The sequence below is a fragment of the Aeromonas sp. SER genome (assembly GCF_038739615.1).
GTDB classification, from domain to species: domain Bacteria; phylum Pseudomonadota; class Gammaproteobacteria; order Enterobacterales; family Aeromonadaceae; genus Aeromonas; species Aeromonas jandaei.
Window position 1 is genome coordinate 76,620 of record NZ_JBCGFC010000007.1, and the last position, 21,543, is coordinate 98,162.

Sequence of the window (21,543 nt, forward strand, 5' to 3'; positions counted from 1 at the left end):
AGCAAAAGGCTTGCCGTATTCTCTTATCGGCACAAAGACGATCTGGCTGCAGTGTTTTATCAATGAGTTGGCGGCAGCATATGGGGACTCACACTCTCCACTTGACCTCGCGGGCGGAAGCAGTTTGCCACATGCCAGACAACCGTCATTTTTTCATTGCAAAATGCGACTCATAATGGGCCATCCCCCCCCTCGCCTCCTTTTCATTATCGCCAAAATGGTCATTTTTACGGCTCTGTCGCCAAAGTCAGACACTTTTTCATGGTGGCTGTTTTTTGACCTTGTCACCGGCTGTCGCACCCTCATCCCTCTCGCCTTGTCCGCTGCAGCGGCTATGACAAGATGGCGCCAGATTGGAACAGCTCGAATGGACATTGCAGGAGAACAACAAAATGAACAGATCCATGATGGCAGGTATCGGTATTGGCGTCGCTTCCGCACTCGCGCTGTCGGCGGCGGCCAGTGGCTCGCTCTTTACACCGACCCCCACCTTTGCCGAGGTGATTGCCAGCAAGCCGGTCACAGAGACCATCCAGACTCCGCGTCAGGAGTGTCGCAACGTCACGCTCACCCACCGCAAACCGGTACAGGATGAGAACAAGATCCTCGGCACCGTGGTTGGCGCCGCGCTGGGTGGTGTGCTCGGCCACCAGTTTGGCGGTGGCAGCGGCAAGAAGGTTGCGACAGCCGCCGGAGCGGTTGCGGGTGGCTACGCCGGCAATCAGGTGCAGGGCAATATGCAGGCGGGCGACACCTATACCACCACCGAGCAGCGCTGCAAGACGGTGCAGGATAGCAGTACCCGCACCATCGGCTATGACGTGACCTACCGCCTAGCCGGTCAGGAGGGGGTGATCCGGATGAAACAGGCTCCCGGCCCCACCATTCCGGTCAAGGATGGCAAACTGGTGATCGAGCCGCAAAAAGGGTAATCAACCCGGTTAACGACTCAAAGAGAGAAGGCCCGCCTCTTGCGAGACGGGCCTTTGGTTTTATCGCTTGTTACGCGGCTTTTGTCACCGAAGGGGCAAGCTGCTGCTCAACCCTTGCAGCACCTCTTCACCGCCCGCACCACGTTCTGATAACCGGTACAGCGGCAGAGGTTGCCTGACAGCCCGCGACGGATCTCCGCATCGGTCAGCGGACGGCGCTCGGTCTTGTCGAGCAGGGCGGCGCTCGCCATCACGAGACCCGGGGTGCAAAAACCGCACTGCACCGCCCCCTCGTCGATAAAGGCCTGCTGCACATCGGAGAGCTCATTCCCCTTGCGCTCCCCCTCCACGGTACGAATGGATTTGCCATCGGCCCACACTGCCAGATAGAGGCAGCTGTCGATAGCCGTGCCATTCACCCGCACGGTACAGGCGCCGCACTCACCGACACTGCACCCCTCTTTCACGCTGATCAGCCCCTGCCCGCGCAGGAAATGAAGCAGCGACATGGTGGGCGACACAGCGTAGGAGTAGGGTTTGCCGTTGATCTCGCACTGGATCTCCACTGCAGGACAGCTTTGCGGTTGCATCATAGGATCTTGCCTCCGGCACGTTCTACTGCGCAGGCGACCACCCGCTGCGCCAGGGTTTTGATAAGGTGCAGGCGAAACTCCTTCTCTGCCCGCCAGGAGGATCGCGGCGCCACATCGGCAACCACCGCCTCGGCAATCGCTGTCAGTGTGGCGCGAGTCAGCGGTTGCCCCTCGGCCGCCGCTTCCGCGTGCGGGGTACGCACCGGGGTCGGGGCCGCCACCCCATAGGCCAGCCGCAGACTCTTGAAGTGGCCATTCTCAATCTGGCAGTAGGCGGCGCAGCCGATGGTGGCGATATCCATGGCATCGCGCATGGCATATTTGAAGTAGTGAGAGCCCACATGGGGATGGGGATCCGGCGCAAAGTGAAACGCCACCAGGATCTCCGCCGGTTGCAGCGCCACCTTGCCGGGGCCGGTATGAAATCCGGCGATGGGGATGCGGCGCGTGCCATTGGGTCCGGCGATTTCCAGCTCAGCCTCCAGCGCGACAGTCGGCGCAGCCGAGTCGGCACTGGTGGCGCCGTTGCAGATATTGCCGCCATAGGTGGCGACGTTGCGGATCTGCGGCCCGGCGATGGTGGCAGCAGCTTCGGCCAGCATCGGCAGGCGGCGCTGCACCAGCTCGTTTTCGATGAGCTCGGTAAAGGTGGTGCCGGAGCCGATGCGAATAGAGCCGTCGGCCAGCTCGCTCACCCCTTTGAGCTCGGGCAAGTCGTGAATATCGACGATATGGCGATAGGCGGCGTTGAGGTGATGCAGCTGGATCATCACATCGGTGCCACCGGCCAACAGGCGCGCCTCGGGGTCGGCCTGACGCAGGGCAACCGCCTCGGCCACACTGTGCGCCTTGTAATAACGGGCAATATCAAACATGGTGTTGCTCCTCCCCTGCTCCCTCGCCAATCAAACCCGCGGCGACAAACTCCCGAAACAGGGTCTTGGGGGTGATGGGCAGCTCGTTGATGGCCACCCCGGTCGCCATGCGAATGGCGTTACGGATGGCCGGGCCCGGCGAGATGATGGGCGGTTCCCCCAGGGATTTGTGGCCATAGACCGACTGGGGCTCGTAGGTCTGAACGAAATCGCACTCAAGCTCCGGCAAATCCAGCATGGTGGGAAACTTGTAGTCGAGCAGGTTAGGGTTGCGCACCACGCCGCTCTTGGCGTCGATGATCATCTCCTCGAACAGCGACCAGCCGATCCCCATCCCCATGCCGCCGTGCACTTGCCCCTCAGCCAACTGCGGGTTGAGGATCTTGCCCGCATCGTGCAGGTTGAGAATGCGATTGATGGTCACCTTGCAGAGATCGATATCGACGCAGAGATCGACAAAGGTGCAGCCAAAACTCGGCGGATTGGTGGTGGTCTTGTGGGAGACCTCGGAGGTGATCTGGCCGCCGATGGTGAGATGGTAATAGGCATTGACCGACACCTCGGCGACGCTGATCAACACCTTGTCCGGCGCACCAGCCAGCACCACGTAGCCGTCGATCAGGGTGAGCGATCCCACATCCTGATGGCAGAGCTGGGCTGCCAGCGACAAAATGCGCGCCCGCAGCTGCAGCGCCGCCTGATGAATGGCAGGGGCTGCCACATAGCTCTGGCGCGAGGCGAACGAGCCCGGATCGTAGGCGGTAATGTCGGTATCCTGAGTCGAAATGACCCGGATCTGCTCAAACGGAATGCCTAAAGTCTGGGCCGCCATCTGGGCAAAGACGGTATCCGACCCCTGTCCTATCTCGGTAGCGCCGATCTGCAGATTGACGGTGCCATCCTGATTGAGCAGCATGCGGGCGCCGGCAATTTCGACCCCCACCGGGTAGGTGTTGGAGCCGTAGCTAAAACACGCCACCCCGATGCCACGGCGTACCCGACTCGCCGGATCCTGCGCCAGGCACTCGGCCTTGAGCCGTTCCCACTCGAACTGCTCGCCGCCCCGGCGCAGACACTCAGGGAGCCCTGCGCTGTAGATGGTCTTCTGGTTGACCTGATTGACATCCCCCTCGCGCGCCACGTTGGCGATGCGTACTTCGAGCGGATCCAGACCCAACTCGGCGCAGGCATCATCCAGCATGCATTCAAGGGCAAACACCACCTGCGGCGCACCGTAACCGCGCATGGCACCGGCGGTGGGCAGGTTGCTGTAGAAGGTTTTGGCGTCGTAGCCAAAGGCGCTGCGCGGATAGAGGTAGCTGATCTTGTTGGCCCCGGCGCTGGCGATTGAGTGGCCGTGGGAGGCATAGCCGCCGGTGTTGGAGAGCACGTCGAGCTGATACCCCTTGAGGGTGCCATCCCGGTTGATACCGAGGGTGCCGTCGATGGCAAAGCCGTGGCGGGTGCGGGAAGCAAAGAAGCACTCCTCCCGGCTCAAGGTAACCTTGACCGGCACACCGCCAAGCTTGTAGCTCAGAAACGCCGCCATCGGCTCTTCCAGCACATCCTGCTTGTTACCAAAACCACCGCCCATGTAGGGCTTGATCACCCGCACGCTCGACCAGGGCAGACCGAGGGATTTGGCCACCCGGCTGCGCACAATCTGGGGGATCTGGGTGCTGCTGACCACTATGATGTGGTCCGGCTGATCCATATAGGCGTAACAGGTGACCGTCTCCAGATGGCAATGCTGCACCACCGGCGTCTGATAGTGCGCCTTGAACTGCAGATCCGCTGTTGCGATTGCCTGTTCCGGCTCACCCGCCCGGATCTGGCTTTGCCGCAGCAGGTTGCCATTCGGATGGATGGGATAAGCATCCTCGGCCAGCGCACTGTGGGCATCCGTCATCACCGGCAGCGGCTCGTAGGTCACCTTGACCAGGGCGGCAGCCTTCTCGGCCACCAGCGGATCGCGCGCCACCACGATGGCGACGCCATCACCAAAGTGACGCACATGGTCGGTGAGCAGACGCCGGTCTTTCACATCCCGCTTGGCCTCATCGAGGGACCAGGCGTGGCCGGCAGTGCGAAAACAGGTGGTAGGCACATCCTCGTGGGTAAACACGGCCTCGACCCCGTGCAGCGCCAGCGCCTCGCTGGCGTCGATTGCAAGCACCTTGCCGTGGGCGACATTGCTGCGCACGTACTTGGCGTGGCGCATGCCGAGCATGATGTTGTCATCGGTATAACGGGCACTGCCGGTCACCTTGGCCTCGGCATCCACCCGCTTGAGCGGTAATCCTATGGACATGATCAAGTCCTTTTTCAGGGAAGAAAAATCCAGAACCGGGATAAAAAACAGCAAGATATGCGCCTATTTCCCCCTCTCTCCCCGGCGATGGGAAGAAGTGTGAAGAGGATCCCATCTGTCTCCCTTTTTCTGGCCGGCAAGGTGCCAACCAAAGACGAAGCAGCAGCCCCCGATGCAACCAGTGCCCGCTGCGCTATCAATCTGGTAAGGAGATTTATCAAAATGGTACGGGGTGAAAATCAAAGGAACATGCAGGTTTGGCAAAGAAAAGCGGGGCTGCCGATTGCAGCCCCGAAACGGGCGGGTTATCCCTAAATAGCCCACCCCCCAGCATAGAAAATCACCAGCGCCAGGGCGATGATGACGGTGCCCGTGTTGAGCTTGTGCCACTCCTTGGAGCAGATGCGGCCAATCACCAGCGCACTAAAGCCCAGCATGATACCGGTGACGATGTTGCAGGTGAGCACGATAAAGACGGCGCACAGCAGACCGGACATGGCCCCGACGAAGTCACTGAAATCGAGCTTGGTGACGTTGCTCAGCATCAGGAGACCCACATACATCAATGCCGGTGCGGTGGCATAGGCAGGCACCAGATAGGAGAGCGGCGCCAGAAACAGCATCAGCAGGAAGAGGCCGCCCACCACGGTGGCAGTGAGGCCGGTCTTGCCCCCCGCCGCCGTGCCCGCCGCCGATTCGATATAGACGGCGGCCGGAGATGCCCCCACCAGACCGGAGAAGATGCTGCTCACCGAGTCGGCACTGAGCGCCTTGCCGCTGTTGATAATGTGGCCATCCTTATCCAGCAGATTGGCCTGCCCTGCCACGGCGCGAATGGTGCCGGTGGCATCAAACACCGCGGTCATCACCAGTGCCAGCACGCTGGGCAGCACCAGCGGCGAGAGCGCGCCCATGATGTCCAGGCTGAAGATGAGAGACTTGCCCTGATCGTCGGAGAGACTCGGCAGAGCGAACAATCCCTGATACTTCACCGCCGGGTCAAAAATAAGGCCAAAGATGGAGATGGCGATGATCACCAGCAGGATCCCGCCCGGTACTTTGAGCTTCTCCAGCCCGAAGATCACCGCAAGGCCGAGCAGGGTCATGATGACCGGCATAGAGGTAAAGGCCCCCAGCGCCACCGGCAGCCCCTCAAGTGGGTTCTTGATCACCAGCCCTACCCCGTTGGCCGCGATCAGCAACAGGAAGAGGCCGATACCGATACCGGTGCCATGGGCAATCCCCATCGGCAGGTTGTCGAGGATCCAGCTACGCACCCCGGTCACAGAGATGGCGGTAAACAGCACCCCCATCAGGAAGACGGCACCGAGCGCGACCGGAATGGGGATCTGCTGCCCCAGCACCAGACTGAAAGCGGTAAAGGCGGTGAGCGAGATGGCGCAACCGATAGCCATCGGCAGCTTGGCCCAGAGCCCCATCAACAATGAACCACACCCCGCCACCAGACAGGTGGCCACAAAGACGGCGCCCGGTGGAAACCCTGCCTTGCCGAGCAGGCCGGGCACCACGATCACCGAATAGACCATGGCGAGAAAGGTGGTGAGCCCGGCCAGCACCTCCTGTCTGACGTTGCTGCCCCGCTCGCTGATCATGAAATAGCGATCGAGAGCGGTGAGCGGTTGCTGTTGTGATGCGGTCTTGCCGGTGTCTTGACTGGCCAGCCCTTCCACGCTGTTTGTCCTGCTGTTTGCTTGGGTCATACCCAACTCCTTCACAAGCGCCTGAGTGTTTCATCACGAAATGGCGACAGGATCTGTGGATCTGCCATTGCACACGAAGGTGCAACTCAGAGACCAGGGCTGGCAGCATCAATCAAACGTTTGCCTTGCTGATCAAAAAACCGGGCCATTTCAGGTTGGTCATCAGGGGGGCGCCCTGATGTATCGCGGCGCTGGCGTCCCGAGCGGGCACGCCAGCCTCCGTATTCGTGGCAGAGCGGCGATCTTGCTGCCCTGCCCGGTTTATTCTCCCTAACCCCGTTCGTGGACCAGTTGACCATCCACATAGGTACGGTAAATGGCTCTGTCATCACCCAACGTCAGCAGCACAAAGAGCTTGTCGCGCAAGGTGGTGGAGTTGTCGTAGCGCAGCTGTTGCAGCGGGGTGGCGACCGGGTCGAGCACCACGAAATCCGCCTCCTTGCCTACCGCAAAGCTGCCGATCTTCTCATCAAGCCCGAGCGAATGGGCACCGCCCAGGGTCGCCAGATAGAAGGCCTGATAGGCCGAGAGGCGCTCGCCCTGCAACTGCATCACCTTGTAGGCCTCGTTGAGGGTCTGCAGCATGTTGAAGGTGGTACCGGCGCCGATGTCGGTGCCCATCCCCACTTTCACCTGCTTGCGCCACGCCTTGTGCAACTTGAACAGGCCGCTGCCGAGATAGAGGTTGGAGGTGGGACAAAACGCGATGGTGGAATTGGTCTCTTTCAGACAATCCCACTCCTGCTCTTCCAGATGGACACAGTGGGCAAACACGCAGTTGTGGCCGGTCAGCCCATGCTGGTGATAGACGTCGAGATAACCCTTGTGTGCCGGGAAGAGAGATTTTACCCAGGCGATCTCATCCTTGTTCTCGCATAAATGGGTGTGCAGATAGGTGGTGGGAAACTCTTCGCGCAGCCGCCGCGCCATCGTCAGCTGCTCGGATGTCGACGTGGGTGCAAATCGTGGTGTGATGGCATATAAAAGTCGACCGTTACCATGCCAGCGCTCAATAAGCTGCTTGCTTTGCACATAGCTGCTCTCGGCGGTATCGAGCAGATAGTCGGGCGCGTTGCGATCCATCATCACCTTGCCCGCGATCATCCGCATGTTGATGCGACTGGCCGCCTCGAACAAAGCATCCACCGACTCGGGGTGAACGGTGCCAAACACCAGCGCCGTGGTAGTGCCGTTACGCAGCAACTGCTTGATAAAGAAGGTGGACATCTCGCGGGCATACTCGAGATCGTTGTAACGCCGCTCGGCCGGGAAGGTGTGGCGGTTGAGCCACTCCAGCAGTTGCTCGCCATAGGCCCCCACCATCTCGCTCTGGGGATAGTGAATGTGGGTGTCGACAAAGCCAGGCACTATCATCTTGCCGCGGTAATCGCGCACCCGCACCTCGGCCGGAATGCGATCTTTCCCCTCCTCCCACTCACCGAACCAGTCGATGCAGCCGTTGCGAATGATCAGCAGACCATCCTCGATAAGACGAGCGTTGGACTCAATCTCCTCGGGCTGATCCACCACCCGGGTGATGTCGAAGAAGCTGCCGCGCACGGCTTTGACGGAGTTGTCGTATTTCATACCTCGTTCCCCTACTTATTATTGTTCTGTTGTGACCATCAAACCCGTTCGACCTGAACGACGGCGACCGGTTTGGCATCGGCCAGAGCCTCTTCATCACGGCGGTTCGCAGTGCTGACAGGACGGGCGGTGAAAGTCACATCCGGTTTGTCGCTCAGCTGGATCACCTCTACCGCATCGGCGGTCTTGAGCGCTTTGGCAGCAGCCTTCGCTTTGCGGGTACGGCTCTGGGGCAATACCAGATTCATGATGATGGCAGTGATACCACCGGCGCAGATGGGGTTTTCCACCAGCACATAAATGGCATCGGGCAAGACTCTGAATACGCTCGGGTCGTAGGAGACACCGAGCCCCAGCCCCAGCGAGGTGGCGACGATCAGGGTCTCCCGTCGATCCATGCCGTGAGTCAGGATGATCCGGCAACCGGCGATGGCGATCATGGAGAACATCAGGGTCATGGCCCCGCCCAATACCGGGGACGGGATAGTGGTAAAGAAGCGGCCAACAATCGGGAAGAGCCCCATGATCACCAGGATCATGGCGATGAACTTGCCCACATGGCGCGACGCTACCCCGGTCATCTGGATCACCCCGTTATTCTGGGAGAAGGTGGTCAAGGGCAGTGAGCCTAGCGCCGAGGCAATGACCGATACCAGCCCATCTGCCAGCACACCACCGGAGAGGCGGCGGGTATACTCCTCCCCCTCCACCGGACGATGGGAGACGATGGCGGTGGCAGTCAGAGCCCCGACCGCCTCCAGTACGCTCAGCAGATAGATGGTGCCAGCCACCAGGAAGGCGCCGAAATCAAAAGAGAAACCATATTTGAACAGCATGGGGACTGTCACCACCGGCAACCCCTGCAACACGGAGAAGTCCACCATCCCGAGCATGATGGAGGCGATATACCCCACCAGCAGGCCGATGGCGATTCCCCCCATCCGCAGCAGGGGGCTCTTGCAGCAGTTGAACCCGATCACCACCGCCAGCACCAGCAGGCCGACGCCGATGTTTTCATAGTTGCCGAAGGTGCCGCTGCTCTTGGCCGCCATGCCACCGGCAAAGTCGATAATGCCGACCTTGATGAGGCACAGGCCAATCATCAGCACCACAATGCCGCTCACGGTCGGGGTGATCACCCGGGTCAGATAGGGCAGCACGAACGATGCCCCCATCACCAGAAACGCCCCGACAAAGGAGATCCCCATCAGGGAGGAGATGATCTGGGCTTCATCGATCCCCTCTTTGCCCATGGCGGTCCCGATCGAGATCATCACGGTGACGAACGAGAAGTTGACCGACTGAATGGAGAGGAGGCCCGAACCGATGGGGCCATAACGGTTGACTTGCAACCAGGTACCGATGCCCGATGCAATCATCGACATCGACACCAGATAAGTGGTGATCTCTTGCGAGAGATTAAGGGCCGCCCCCACGATAAGGGCAGGTGCGACCATGGGAACCAGAATGGCCAGCAGATGGGTCACCGCCCCGACCAGGGATTGGCCAAAGGGGGGCTGATCTTCCAAGGCGTAGATCAGGTCAGAGTCCTTGCGCGATTTCTCAGACATCCTTCATTACTCCGGTGTATCGAACACGATCCAATAACCCCGGCGCATCACACCCCACAGTGACCCGGGTTTATCCGGCAGGCGGAGTCTGCTCCGCCTGCCGGTCTCTGCCGTTTTATGACTACAGCTTGCCCAGTTCGCGCAGGATCTGCTCCGGCGTGAAGTGCCACTTGCGCAGCCAGACACCACAGGCGTCATGGATGGCGGTGGCGATGGCGGGCGCCGCGCCGTTGACCCCGATCTCCGAGATGGACTTGGCGCCGTAAGGGCCGACCTTGTCGTCACTCGGTACCAGGAAGGCCCGGAAGTCGCGCGGAATATCGCCAATCTTGGGCGCGCCATAGCTCTTCAGATCCCGGGTGAGCGGAATGCCCTTGCCGTCATAGCAGATCTCCTCGGTCAGGGAGTGACCGATAGCCCGCATAGTCGCCCCGTAGATCTGGCCGAGCGCCAGCTCCGGGTTGATGGGGGTGCCGCAGTCGAGCAGGGCGTAGAACTTGTCGAGCCGGATCTCGCCGGTTCTGACGTTGACCGCCACCTCGGCGAAGTTGGCCCCGTACGGGAAGGCAAGCTCAGAGGTGATGTAGCTGGCGGTGCCCACGAGGATACCGAAGCCGGTACCGGTCTCGGCCTTGTGGGCCAGCTTGGCGAGGGTCACCTCCCCCAGCTTGCCGCGCACCACGCCCGGGAACGCCAGCTCAACATCGGCTACCGGCTCGCCCAGCATGGCAGCACCATGGAACAGGATCTTCTCCTTGAGGTTCTCGGCCGCCTTCTTGGCCGCGTTGCCGGAGAAGCAGGTACCTGATGAGGCGTAAGCCCCCTTGTCGAACAGGGCGTGGTCGGTGTCGCCGGAGATGACATGCACATCCCCGAGCGGGCAATGCAGCACTTCAGCGGTCAGCTTGGCCACCACGGTATCGAGGCCGGTGCCGATATCGGCGCCACCGGAGTGGACGATAAAGGTGCCGTCAGACTCCAGCTTGACCATGCAGTTGGCCTGATCGATATCCGGGATCCCCGATTTCTGCATGATGATGGCGACGCCACGGCCGATGCGCCAATCTCCATCGGCGGGTTTGGGGCTATCCCACGCGATCAGTTCGCGACCCTGCTTGAGGATGGGTTCGAGGGCGCAGCTGGCCGCGTGGGGCACCGAGGTAGGCATCTTGCCCTCGCCGATGGCACCCAGCACCTTGAGGATGTCTCCTTCATGCACCCGGTTGTGCTCCACCATGTCGAGCTGATCGATGCCCAGTTTCTCGGCAAGTTCGGCAATGGCCATGGTCAGCGCGAAGTTGCCCTTGGGCGCGCCGTAGCCCTGATAGGCACCGGTCGGGCAGATGTTGCTGTAGTAGGTGTTGACGGTAAAGCGCACGTTGTCGCACGGATAGAGCGGCAGGGAGAGCGCCGGGCCATTACTCGGCACCGTCAATGAGTGGTTGCCGTAAGGGCCGGTGTTGGCACGAAAATCCATCTCGATGGCGGTGATAGTGCCATCTTTCTTGGCCCCCACTTTCACCTTCACCTTGGCCACATGGCGCGAGGTGTTGCTGATGAACTCCTCTTCACGGGTGTAGCGGAAGGTGACCGGACGGCCTGTGACCTTGGTCGCCCAGGCGCACACCTCTTCCAGCAGGATATCCTGCTTGGAGCCAAAGCCGCCCCCTACCCGCTCCTTGATCACATGCACCTGGTGCTGCTTCATGCCGACGATGCGCGCCACCTGACGACGCACGTGCCAGGGCACCTGGGTGGAGGCGTGAATGACCAGACGATCGCCATCCATGTAGGTGAAGCAGATGTGCGGCTCAGTCGGGCACTGCTGGGCCTGGGTCGATTCGTAGGTGCGCTCGACAATCTCGTCCGCCTCGGCAAAGCCTTTGGCCACATCGCCGATCTGGCCATGGACGCTGGCGGCTAGGTTCTCGTGCGGACGGGAACCGATGGGGAAGTTGATGATCATGTGCTCGTCACCGCGACGCACCGAGCAGGCGTTCTGCTGCTCGAGATCCGCCGGCGCCCCGGCCATGTAGACGATGGGCTCGTCGTGGACCAGCGGCGCATTGGGGGCCATCGCCTCGTCAATGCTCATGACCGCCGGCAACACCTGATACTCGACCTCGATGAGCTTGAGCGCAGCCAATGCGATGGCTTCGCTCTCGGCCACCACGGCGGCCACCCGGTCACCTACGTGGCGCAGCTTGCGGCCAAACATGCGGCGATCCAGCGGTGACGGCTCGGGGGCACTCTGGCCACCCGGGGTGTAGTAGATATCCGGGCAATTGAGGTGAGTGATGACATGCACCACCCCCGGCATGGCTTCGGCGCGGCTCACGTCGAGTTTGGTGATCACCGCATGGGGATGGGGGCTGCGCAGCATCTTGATGACCAGCGCATCCTCGGTGACCCGATCCTCCACGTAGCAGGGTTTGGCCTGTACCATCTTGGCTGCGTCCACTTTCGGGCAGCTCTTGCCGATGTGGCGCAGGTCGTCACAAAACTCGGGGGCAATCTGGCACAGATAATCGGGATCCTTCATCCGTGAACTGGCAAGCTCGATGGCCTGATAGAACTGCTGGTAGCCGCCGTCCCGGTGAAAGAGGCCCGAGAGCGCGTCATCGATTTGATCACGGGTCGGTTTGGGATGGCGATCAAGCAGGTCTGTGACGATGAGCGCCGCAGCCGGATCGTTGTAGCCGGACTGCACCACGCCCACGTCCACCATCGCCTGCTGCACCAGACTGAGCTGGTTCCAGCTGCCGAGGGACTCGGCGGTGCGCACCTCTGATCCATCCAGTTGTGCAGCGATCAGCAGGGAGGCGTTGATCACCTTGCCGTTGAAGAGAATGGCGTCGGAGCCGGCAAAGCCAAAGCCGTCGTCGCTGTTGCGCACTGAGTGCATCCGGCACTGGTTGAACAGCACACGCTGGGCATTCTCGCCAGCCGGGGTGATGACAGTGCGCAGGGCACCGTTCAGTGTGAAGTTGAGTTCCATCATGCCTGTACCTCCTGCTGCTGGCACTCGACCAGCAGATCCGCCACCACTACCCCGCTGATATAGCGCTTGTAGGTCACGCTGCCACCGAGATCCTCGCGCGGTGCAACCAGCTCGCTCACGGCCGCCTCCAGCGCGGCATCGTGCAGATCGCGGCGCTCCACATCACGCAGGCGCATCGGCTGCGGCGTAACGCCAGCAACGGCGACCCGCATCTCGCCAAGGGCATCAAGGGCCACGGCGGCGGTCATTACCGCCAGACCGTCGGCGTTGCGGCTGATGCGGCGAGTGGCGCAGCGCAGCGCGGGCTCCGGCAGCACAACCCCCAGCACCAGCTCCTTGCGCTGGCCCGCCAGATAGGCATCGATGGGTTGCAACTGATTGTTCTCCAGCACCACCACGGCTTCGAGTACCAGCAGTACCGGCAACAGCGGGGAGTCCTGCTGCTGGCAGGCAATTTCGCCGCCAATGGTGGCCTGATTGCGCAGATGGCGGGAGTAGACAAACCCCAGCGCCTCGCACAGGGCGGCCGGGGTACGGGGGTCATCTTTGAGGGCTTGCAGGGTGATGGTGGCGCCGATGTGGAGTTGACCGTGCTGCTGCTCAATCTGGCCAAGTCCGAGCTTGTCCAGCGAGATGGCGACCTTCTTGTCGGTGCGGGTCGGGGCTGCGTTGAGCTTGCTGCCGCCCCCCATGTAGACGGCGTCGCTGCCAAAGCGGGCCTTGAGTTCCAAAGCCTGACCCAGTTGTTCGGGTCGGAAGAATTGCTCAATCATGTGTCGTCCTTACTCTTGCAGCCCGCCGCCGGGGAGATCCACAGGGCGGGCAATCCGGTCCAAAACTCTGGAGGGTGGCCCTAGGCCAGCTGATCCATCCGTTGCCACAGGCGGCTCGCCACCTTGCTGGCCTGCTGATAAATGGGTTCGACGTCAAAGGCGAACTCGCGGTCCTGATAGACCATGCGACCCTCGACCATCACGCTGTTAACGCTGGCACAGCCCATGCCAAAGGCGAGATGGCCGCCGAGGTTGCGCGGCGCCAGCGGGGTCGGTGCGGCGTAGTCACAAATGGTGAGGTCGGCCTTGTATCCCGGCTCCAGGCGGCCAAATTTGGCGTCGAAGTTGCGCTCCAGCAGGGTGTTGCCGTTCCAGAGGAAGCGGGCAAAGCTGTCGGGCCAGAGCGCGCCGCCGGCATCCTTGTGCTTGAAGTAGGCAAACTTGAGCTCTTCGAGCATGTCGGAGCCGATACCATCGGTACCGAGCGCCAGATTGCGATACTCCGGCAGGTGCATGTTGTAGCCCACATGGTTGTTCATGTTGGAACGGGCGTTGTGCACTAGGAAGGCATCGCGGCTGTTGAGCAGCTCGATGTCAGCCGGGCTCAGGTAGATGCCGTGGGCGATCAGGGTCTTGCTGTCGATAAGGCCAAACTCGTCCAGCCGGGCGATGGGTTCCTTGCCATAGTGGTGGTGACCGTGAGCCATGTCGTAGCGGTCTTCCGCCACATGGATATGCAACCCGCGACCGGTGACCTGCACCGCTTCGCGCAGCATGGCCAGCCCCTCGTCGGGCACAGTGAAGGGGGCGTGGGCACCGATATGAGCCTCCACCAGATAGGGTTCGCTCCCCTTGGCTTTGGCCGCATCGATCTGTTGGGCGAACAGGATGTTCTCCTCCACCCCGGCCTGCAGCTCGGCAAGGCCGCCATTGCGATCCGTGGTCTCGAAGCAGGTCATGCCGCGTAGACCCGCCTCCATAAACCCTTTGCGCAACACATTCAGGGAGCCCTTGATGAAGTTGGGCGAAGCGTGGTGGTCGATCACCGCGCTGCAGCCGCTCTTGATCGCTTCCAGCGAGCAGATGAGACCGCTGTAGTAGAGGGACTCTTCATCGAGCGCCCGATCCAGCCGCCACCAGAGGTTTTTCAGGGTGGAGATAAAATCCGGGCAGGGGGCGATATTGGCCATGATCCCCCGCGACAGGCCGGAGTAGAAGTGGTTGTGGGCACAGACGATGCCCGGCATCACCAGTTTGCCCCCCATCTCCCGATAGTTGGCCTCCGGGTAGAGGGCCCGCAGATTGGGCCCCATCGCTTTGATAAGCGATCCTTCGATGGCGATGTCCACCCCTTCCAGCACCCGGGTCGGCTCCAGCTGGACAGCGGTGACGTTCTTCAGAATAAACATGGTTTGCTCCTTCGCTTATTCGTGGTTCGCTCAGGCCTCGACGGCCCCCAGCAGGTAGTGGTGATGAGCATGGACATGGCTGATGATCCGGCACATGTCGCCAAGGGCCGCTGGCGCGTCCTTGATCCGGCTCTGGGCATCTATGGTCAGGCGATAGGTCTCGCCATCCTGACGCACCCGCAGTTCGCCACCGTCAGCCAGATAGAAACCGGGGTTGCGGCTGTTGTCGAAGTCCTCAGGCAGGCTGAAGATGGTGACCTTGTCCTGATAGGGCTTGCCCTGCCACGGGCAGAACTGGGCGCAGTTGCCACATTCGTTGCAGTAGGCATCCAAGTGCAGGGTCTGGAACTGATCCTTGAAGCCCGGCACCGCGATGGCGACGTTGGCCCGGTTGGGGCAGACATCCACGCACTTACTGCAGAGGTAGTTGCACTCGAGGCAACGGTGCGCCTCTTGCGCCACGAAGGCATCGCGCTCGCTCTTGTCAACCATGGTGACGGCGATGCTCCCCTTGCGGCGGTAGATCTCGTCTTTGCCCGACGGCTGGATGGTCACTTCACTCTGCTGGCTGGCGATATGCTCGCGAGAGAGCACCAAATCCGCGGCGCGGCGGGCACCACCGATGGCACCGACGATGGAGGACGGGCCACTCTGCACGTCACCGATGAGGAAGACGTTGCGACGGCTGGTTTCGCCGGTCTGGCCATCCACCTCGGGCCAGCCATCGCTGCCAAGGGGAATCCCCATCGCTTTGAGCACCTCGCAGTCAGGCTGCTCGCCGATGGCGGTGATCAGGGCATCCATCTGCATCACTTCGGTCTGCTCGGTGGGCACCGGACGGCGGCGGCCCTGCTCGTCAGGATCCCCCAGCGCCATCATCCGCACGGTGAGCTTGCCATCTTTCTCAAAACGCTCCGGATTGGTGAGGAAGCAGAAACGCACCCCATCCTCCACCGCTTCCAGATACTCTTCGCGATAGGCGGGCATCTCTTTTTCGCTGCGACGGTAGATCACGGTGACATCGCTGACACCCGGCACTTTAAGAGCCGCGCGGGCGCAGTCCATGGCGGTGTTGCCGGCACCGATCACCGCCACATGACGGCCCAGCGGCAGCGGTTTGCCCTGATTGAAGCTGCGCAGGAAATGGAAGGATTTGTAAATCCGCTCGTGCCCCCCCTCAAGGCGCATGCCACCATTCTTGTCGGCGCCGATGCCGACGAAGACATAGCTAAAGCCCTGGGCGTGCAGCTTGTCGACGGTGAGCGCCGGATCGCAGCCAAACTCGAACTTGACCCCGTGGGCTGCAACAAAGTCGATATCGTGCTGGATAAGCTCGGCCGGAATGCGGAACTCGGGGATGATGTGCTTGACCACGCCACCGGCATCCGCTTCGCGCTCGAACACGGTGACCGGATGGCCGGCACGGGCCAGGAAGTAACCGGCGGAGAGACCGGCCGGACCGGCGCCAATGACCGCCACCGGGTGCTTGTCACCACTGCCGGCCGGTTTGTGCCAGCGGGCCTTGTACCCTTCCCAGCCGCGCTCCAGCGCCACTTTTTTCAGTTCGCGGATATTGAGCGCGCTGTCGTAGTCGAGACGGGTGCAGTTGTACTGGCACTGGTGATCGCAGATATGGCTGGTGATGGCAGGCAAGGCGTTGCGCTGATAAATCAGCTCAAGGGCTGCCACATACTCTCCCTCGCCCATCAGACGAATGTACTCGGGGATATCCTGATGCACGGCGCAGGCAGTGACGCAGGGCGCCACGTAGCAATCGGTCAGCGGCAGGCCGCCACCCACTTCGATGCGATCCTCGGACTTCCACTCCTTCTGGGTGTAATCCATGGTGAGGGCCTTGGCGGCAAGCGCCTCCAGCTTGGCCACATCTACCTGACTCATGCCCCAGCTGTCAGAGGCGTCGATCTCTTTGAGGCACTCAATCTGGCGCAGGTAGCCACCCGGCTTGAGCAGATCGGTGGCCATGGTGATGGGACGGATACCGGTCTCGAAGATCTCGGCGATATTGAACTTGCTGGCACCACCGGAGTAGGAGATGGGCAGCTTGCCATCGAAGGCGCGGGACAGCACGGCGGCCACGTTGATGGAGAGCGGGAACAGCGCCCGGCCGGACATATACATCTCATCCCCCGGCAGCGCCCCTTTGCGGTTGATGGTGCCGAGAGTGTTGGTGAGCTTGACCCCGAAGGTGAGCCCCTTCTCGGCGCCCAGCGCCATCAAGCGGGTCAGCATCGCCTTGGCCTGATCCAGCTTGAGGTCGTGATCGAACGACTCTTCGCTCAGACCAATGTAATCAAAGCCGCAGGTATCGAGGATCTCGCGCACCCGCGGATAGCCCAGCAGGGTCGGGTTCAGTTTGACGAAGGTGTTGAGCCCCTTCTCTTCCAGCATGTAGCGGCAGATGGCCTCGATCTCGTTGGGCGGGCAGCCATGCATGGTAGAGAGGGTGACGCCGTGCACCAGATTGGCCGGGATGCGCTCCACCAGCTGTTGCAGGCGATCGCGCCGCGCCCCCAGTCCCAGCTCGGCGATAAACTGCTCGTCGGCAACCAGCTCGCGTACCACCTGCTGGTACTCGGCAAATTTCGGACTGCTGCTGGCATCCATCAGGCTGTGGATGAACTGCTGCATCGGTGGCTGTTTGATGCCATCGAGGTTGTAACCCACGCTCATGTTGAAGATGAATGACTTGGCCTCTCCGTCGAGGCGGGGATCGAACACCTCTTCCAGCAGGTAGAGGGCAAACCAGGCTTTCAGATACTCGTCAAACGCCTTGGGCAGGGTGAACTCGGTAGACCACTCGGTGTTGAAGCACTCGTCTTCGGCATCGATGCAGGGCTTTTCCAGTTCGAGACGGTCCAGGATCTGCACCGTCTTGAGCTCGATAAAGCGCCCGCCGGTCAGCCAGGAGGTGACGATGTTCTGGGCCAATTGGGTATGGGGGCCGGCTGCTGGGCCAATGGGAGTCTCGCAGGTTTCACCGAACACCTTGATCTTGCGCTCGTCCTGCTTGCGATAAAATTGTGCGGCGGGAATACCGAAAATAGTCTGACTCTCTTTATATTCCGCAAAAATACGGGTCAGAAGGTTCTTGAAGGGAACGGGTCGCATAATATCGCCCATGGCTATCTCCTTGCAGCTGTTCTGCGCATTGGCAGCATGAATAAATGGGGTATCCCGCACGGGCATTACCCCTTGGCAAGGAGAGCAGCAACTATCAGGCCACTCCATCGGCAAAACTATTTTTTAGGGTAAAAGCGTGAGATGGCTCGAATTAATGAAGGCGGTTTGGCATGTCGCCATTATGATTAATGAGAGTGGTTCTCACTCACTTGATATTTTATTCAAGGCAATGCCAGAGAAAAATGAAAAGTATCAAATCGGCAGCGATAAATATCACTTTGATAGGGTGAAAATCATCCAGCATTATCGCAAGCCAGCCCCGGCCAATATGGCCGGGGTTTGCTTAAAAGTCACTGCTATATAAAAGGCAGTCGTCGCTATTTCGGTTTATCCAAAGGCTGCGAGATGACTCGCGTTACCGCCCCTCTGGCTGCCATTGTATGCAGAGGGAGGTGGGTCCCAACGATACGACTCAGCCCTGTTCAGGTGCCAGTGCTTCGGCAGAACGCAGCTCCAGTTCGCCGCGGATCAGCGCCTGATAGCGCTCGGGGGTATCGATATCAAAGAGGATGGCAGGACTCACAACCGGTATGGTGCGATGGGGGCGTTGCAGTAACCAGCGGCGCACCGAACCCTGTGCCGGCGCGGCAGCCAGCTCCCTTGCGAGGGATTTTGGCAGCAACACCGGGTGGCCGGCCTCCCCCTCAAAGCTCGGGAACAGGGCGAGCTCTCCGCGCGCCTGCCACAACTGTTGATAGACCTCGCGCGGGATACAGGGCAGATCCCCGTGGCTGATAAAGAGGTAGTCAGCATCGCTGGCCGCCAGAGCGCAGCGAATGGAACTGCCCAGCCCCAACTCATAGTCAGGGTTATGGACGATGAGAATGTCGGGGCGATTCCCATAACAGGCAGCGAGCTCGGCCCCGCGATGGCCCACGACCAAAATAATCCGGGAACAGAAGGCCAGGGCATTTTTGAGACTTGCATCAAGAATTGTCCCCGAGCCATAAGGTAGCATCATTTTCCATGCCCCCATGCGGGATGACAAACCTGCTGCGGTAATTATACAGTCACACTGTTCACGCCCCCGAGCCTGCACCTTTTCATTCACCTCGCAATTTATTTCGGTCATTGCCATGTTCTTGCCACACTCTGTTATTCACGCGTTTCCAGATATTGGTTCGCTTTTAAATCCACTGCTTGAAAATAGTGACAACCATACCATGCTAATTAGCCTTTGTGGTGCCGGCGGAAAAACCAGCACCCTGTTCTGGCTGGCGGAATATTTTTATAAGCAGGGTAAAAGGGTGCTAATTACCACCACCACCCGGATGTTTCTGCCAGCCCCGTCACACTATCGGGAATTGATTATCGAGACGGATCCCGTTCGTCAACTTACCCGCTGTCAGGCGCTGCCGGATGGCCCGACCCTGGTTGCCCTGTTCAGCCATCTCGACGAGCGCACCGGCAAGGTTGCAGGGCCGGATCTGCGCCAAATCGACCTGCTCAAAGGACAGCAGCGTTTCGATCTCATCCTGGTCGAAGCGGATGGCGCCCATCACAAGTTATTGAAAGTGCCCGCTTTGCACGAACCTTGCATTCCACACCAGAGTGACTGGGTGATCGCCCTGCTGGGCGGCGCCATGGTGGGAGCCAATGCAGAACCGGCGCAGATCCACCGCTGGGCTGAATTGCAGGCCCTGTGCGGGATTGCGGCGGGTGAGCCACTTGACTGGGCACTGTTTGACAGGCTGCTCTCCCACCCCGAGGGGGTGTTCAAGGGCACCCCGCCCGGGGCGCGCCGGATCTGGTTTATCAATGGCGATTATCAAAATGAGGCGTCGTGGCTGGCGGAATTGATAAAGCTGCAGAGCCGCCACCCCGAGATCCACGCCATCTGGCAGGGGGCCGTGCGCGAATCCCCCCCCATCCGTCACCTGATCTGCACAGCTCCGCACGGGGAGGCGCTTTAGCCTCGCCCCTGACGTTTTAAGGATGAAAAGAGGTACCTTATGAATCTGTTTGCACACGCAGCCCAACTGGAACAGGAGAACACGCCGTTTGCCATGGCCCAGATCATCGAGAGCCGGGGCTCCACCCCGCGCCATCAGGCCCAGATGCTGGTGATGGCCGATGGCCAGATCCTCGGTACCATCGGCGGCGGCATGATCGAGCGGCTGGTGATCGAGGAAGCGATGGCCGCCATTGCCGAGCGCAAGCCGCGCATCTTCCACGGCCGGATGGCACGCAACGGTGAGCATGCGGTCGGATCGGATTGCGGTGGTGCCATGTCGGTCTATATCGATGTCTATGGTCTGCGACCACGGCTGGTACTCATTGGTGCCGGCCACGTCAACCGGGCTGTGGCCCATGCTGCGGCGCCGCTCGGCTTTGATGTCCATGTAGGGGATTGCTTCGAAGGGAGCCTCAACCCTGACCTCTTCCCCGCCGGTACCCATCTGGTGCAGGCCGATACCATCAGCGCGGTGATCGAGAAACTGGCCATCGAGCCCGCCAACTTCGTCATCATCGCCACCAACCATCAGGACAAGGAGGCGCTGGATCGGCTCATCAGCCGTCCCCTCGCCTATCTGGGGCTTCTCGCCAGCAAGCGCAAGGTGCAGACCTTCACCCAGGCGCTGCGCCAGCAAGGGGTGAGCCAGGAGCAACTGCAGCAGCTGCACGCCCCCATCGGTTACAACATCGGAGCCGAAACCCCCGAGGAGATCGCCATCAGCATCCTCGCCGAGCTACTTCAAGTGAAAAACGGCAAAGCAGGTGGTCTGATGCAGGACGATGTGCGCCTCAAGCGGGATCAGCTGGTGGTGATGCGTGGCTCCGGCGATATCGCCACCGGGGTGGCACTGCGCCTGCACAATGCCGGTTTCAAGGTGGTGATGCTGGATCTCGACAAGCCCACGGTGATCCGCCGCACTGTCGCCTTCGCTCAGGGGATGTTCGACGGCGAAACAAGGGTCGAGGGAGTGCGTGCCAAGCGGGTCGAGAGCGTCGAACAGGCGTTCGAGCAGCTGGATCGGGGCGTCATTCCGCTACTGGTTGACCCTGACTGTGCCACCCTCGCCGAGCTCAAGCCCCGCTATCTGGTGGATGCCATCCTCGCCAAGCAGAATCTCGGCACCCACAAGGAGATGGCCCCCATTACGGTGGCCCTTGGCCCGGGGTTTGAGGCGGGGCGCGACTGCGATGCGGTCATCGAGACCAACCGCGGCCACCATCTGGGCCGGGTCATCTATCAGGGCCCTGCCCAGCCCAATACCGGCATTCCCGGGGTGATCGAGGGGCACTCCGCCCGCCGGGTGGTGCGCGCCCCCGTCGCCGGGGTGATGAAGAGCATTATCAAGCTCGGTGATCTGGTGCAGGAGGGGGATGTGATCGCCCACGTGGGAGACGCCCCCATCATAGCGCCGCTCTCCGGCATGGTACGGGGATTGCTCAGCGATGGCATCGAGGTGACCGTCGGCTTCAAGATCGGTGACATCGACCCCAGAGGCGAGCGGGCCGATGCCACTACGGTATCGGACAAGGCACGCGCCATCGGCGGCGCCGTGCTGGAAGCCATGATGCATCTGGCCCAGCGCAGATAAGAGAGTGTTCTTAAAACCAGAAGG

Annotated in this window: 15 protein-coding genes; 4 read left to right on the forward strand and 11 right to left on the reverse strand. The window is 60.9% G+C overall.

What is annotated here, in order from left to right; genetic code table 11:
* The first annotated feature begins 392 nt into the window (after positions 1-392).
* Positions 393-932 carry a glycine zipper 2TM domain-containing protein gene (locus AAHA41_RS12240; protein WP_043850854.1) on the forward strand — a complete coding sequence of 180 codons (540 nt, stop codon included), beginning with the start codon at positions 393-395 and terminating at the stop codon, positions 930-932.
* A 107-nt stretch (positions 933-1,039) separates the two neighbouring features.
* Here AAHA41_RS12240 and xdhC read toward each other — a convergent pair whose 3' ends face one another.
* The 10 genes from xdhC to ygfK all read right to left on the reverse strand — a co-directional run bounded on the left by xdhC (position 1,040) and on the right by ygfK (position 17,914).
* Positions 1,040-1,525 carry a xanthine dehydrogenase iron sulfur-binding subunit XdhC gene (gene xdhC, locus AAHA41_RS12245; protein ID WP_198506172.1) on the reverse strand — a complete coding sequence of 162 codons (486 nt, stop codon included), beginning with the start codon at positions 1,523-1,525 and terminating at the stop codon, positions 1,040-1,042.
* A complete protein-coding gene (gene xdhB, locus AAHA41_RS12250) occupies positions 1,522-2,400 on the reverse strand; it encodes a xanthine dehydrogenase FAD-binding subunit XdhB (protein WP_323069724.1) in 879 nt (292 codons plus the stop codon). Before xdhB ends, xdhC begins: the two co-directional genes overlap by 4 nt.
* Positions 2,393-4,711, reverse strand: a complete 2,319-nt coding sequence (gene xdhA, locus AAHA41_RS12255; protein WP_323069725.1) for a xanthine dehydrogenase molybdenum-binding subunit XdhA — start codon at positions 4,709-4,711, stop codon at positions 2,393-2,395. Before xdhA ends, xdhB begins: the two co-directional genes overlap by 8 nt.
* Before the next feature lie 311 nt (positions 4,712-5,022).
* Positions 5,023-6,324, reverse strand: coding sequence for an NCS2 family permease (locus tag AAHA41_RS12260; RefSeq protein ID WP_162516894.1), 1,302 nt, complete (start codon positions 6,322-6,324; stop codon positions 5,023-5,025).
* Between the two features lie 378 nt (positions 6,325-6,702).
* Complete coding sequence (guaD, locus tag AAHA41_RS12265) at positions 6,703-8,019, reverse strand: guanine deaminase (protein ID WP_201929790.1); 1,317 nt, start codon at positions 8,017-8,019, stop codon at positions 6,703-6,705.
* Positions 8,020-8,057: 38 nt separating this feature from the next.
* Positions 8,058-9,590 carry a nucleobase:cation symporter-2 family protein gene (locus AAHA41_RS12270; RefSeq protein ID WP_323069729.1) on the reverse strand — a complete coding sequence of 511 codons (1,533 nt, stop codon included), beginning with the start codon at positions 9,588-9,590 and terminating at the stop codon, positions 8,058-8,060.
* 121 nt (positions 9,591-9,711) lie between these two features.
* Positions 9,712-12,591: a molybdopterin-dependent oxidoreductase Mo/Fe-S-binding subunit gene (locus AAHA41_RS12275; protein WP_323069730.1), complete on the reverse strand. Its 2,880-nt coding sequence runs from the start codon at positions 12,589-12,591 to the stop codon at positions 9,712-9,714.
* A complete protein-coding gene (gene ygfM / locus AAHA41_RS12280) occupies positions 12,588-13,364 on the reverse strand; it encodes a molybdopterin-dependent oxidoreductase FAD-binding subunit (protein ID WP_323069732.1) in 777 nt (258 codons plus the stop codon). Before ygfM ends, AAHA41_RS12275 begins: the two co-directional genes overlap by 4 nt.
* Positions 13,365-13,444: 80 nt before the next feature.
* The gene (gene ssnA, locus AAHA41_RS12285; protein WP_323069734.1) at positions 13,445-14,773 is read right to left on the reverse strand and encodes a putative aminohydrolase SsnA; all 1,329 of its coding nucleotides are present in this window, start codon (positions 14,771-14,773) and stop codon (positions 13,445-13,447) included.
* Between the two features lie 30 nt (positions 14,774-14,803).
* Positions 14,804-17,914 carry a putative selenate reductase subunit YgfK gene (ygfK, locus tag AAHA41_RS12290; protein WP_323069736.1) on the reverse strand — a complete coding sequence of 1,037 codons (3,111 nt, stop codon included), beginning with the start codon at positions 17,912-17,914 and terminating at the stop codon, positions 14,804-14,806.
* A gap of 136 nt (positions 17,915-18,050) precedes the next feature.
* Between ygfK and AAHA41_RS12295 the strand changes: the two genes are divergently transcribed.
* On the forward strand, positions 18,051-18,278 hold the full coding sequence (locus AAHA41_RS12295) for a hypothetical protein (RefSeq protein WP_159158880.1): 228 nt from the start codon (positions 18,051-18,053) through the stop codon (positions 18,276-18,278).
* Positions 18,279-18,386: 108 nt separating this feature from the next.
* On the opposite strand, the gene mocA is transcribed toward AAHA41_RS12295, so the two are convergent.
* A complete protein-coding gene (gene mocA, locus AAHA41_RS12300) occupies positions 18,387-19,052 on the reverse strand; it encodes a molybdenum cofactor cytidylyltransferase (protein WP_323069739.1) in 666 nt (221 codons plus the stop codon).
* On the opposite strand from mocA, the gene yqeC reads away from it, so the two are divergent.
* Both yqeC and yqeB read left to right on the forward strand, forming a co-directional pair.
* A complete protein-coding gene (yqeC, locus tag AAHA41_RS12305) occupies positions 19,051-19,887 on the forward strand; it encodes a selenium cofactor biosynthesis protein YqeC (protein WP_323069741.1) in 837 nt (278 codons plus the stop codon). The genes mocA and yqeC overlap by 2 nt on opposite strands.
* A 39-nt stretch (positions 19,888-19,926) precedes the next feature.
* Positions 19,927-21,519, forward strand: a complete 1,593-nt coding sequence (yqeB, locus tag AAHA41_RS12310; RefSeq protein WP_323069743.1) for a selenium-dependent molybdenum cofactor biosynthesis protein YqeB — start codon at positions 19,927-19,929, stop codon at positions 21,517-21,519.
* The last annotated feature ends 24 nt before the right edge of the window (positions 21,520-21,543 follow it).

What these genes read in the sequence shown, in the direction of transcription:
- xdhB (WP_323069724.1), bottom strand. Translation starts at nt 2,400, where the DNA reads ATGTTTGATATTGCCCGTTATTACAAGGCGCACAGTGTGGCCGAGGCG.
- ygfK (WP_323069736.1), bottom strand. Translation starts at nt 17,914, where the DNA reads ATGGGCGATATTATGCGACCCGTTCCCTTCAAGAACCTTCTGACCCGT.
- yqeB (WP_323069743.1), top strand. Translation starts at nt 19,927, where the DNA reads ATGAATCTGTTTGCACACGCAGCCCAACTGGAACAGGAGAACACGCCG.
- AAHA41_RS12270 (WP_323069729.1), bottom strand. Translation starts at nt 9,590, where the DNA reads ATGTCTGAGAAATCGCGCAAGGACTCTGACCTGATCTACGCCTTGGAA.
- xdhA (WP_323069725.1), bottom strand. Translation starts at nt 4,711, where the DNA reads ATGTCCATAGGATTACCGCTCAAGCGGGTGGATGCCGAGGCCAAGGTG.
- yqeC (WP_323069741.1), top strand. Translation starts at nt 19,051, where the DNA reads ATGTTCTTGCCACACTCTGTTATTCACGCGTTTCCAGATATTGGTTCG.
- xdhC (WP_198506172.1), bottom strand. Translation starts at nt 1,525, where the DNA reads ATGATGCAACCGCAAAGCTGTCCTGCAGTGGAGATCCAGTGCGAGATC.
- ygfM (WP_323069732.1), bottom strand. Translation starts at nt 13,364, where the DNA reads ATGATTGAGCAATTCTTCCGACCCGAACAACTGGGTCAGGCTTTGGAA.
- AAHA41_RS12240 (WP_043850854.1), top strand. Translation starts at nt 393, where the DNA reads ATGAACAGATCCATGATGGCAGGTATCGGTATTGGCGTCGCTTCCGCA.
- mocA (WP_323069739.1), bottom strand. Translation starts at nt 19,052, where the DNA reads ATGGCAATGACCGAAATAAATTGCGAGGTGAATGAAAAGGTGCAGGCT.
- AAHA41_RS12260 (WP_162516894.1), bottom strand. Translation starts at nt 6,324, where the DNA reads ATGATCAGCGAGCGGGGCAGCAACGTCAGACAGGAGGTGCTGGCCGGG.
- AAHA41_RS12275 (WP_323069730.1), bottom strand. Translation starts at nt 12,591, where the DNA reads ATGATGGAACTCAACTTCACACTGAACGGTGCCCTGCGCACTGTCATC.
- guaD (WP_201929790.1), bottom strand. Translation starts at nt 8,019, where the DNA reads ATGAAATACGACAACTCCGTCAAAGCCGTGCGCGGCAGCTTCTTCGAC.
- ssnA (WP_323069734.1), bottom strand. Translation starts at nt 14,773, where the DNA reads ATGTTTATTCTGAAGAACGTCACCGCTGTCCAGCTGGAGCCGACCCGG.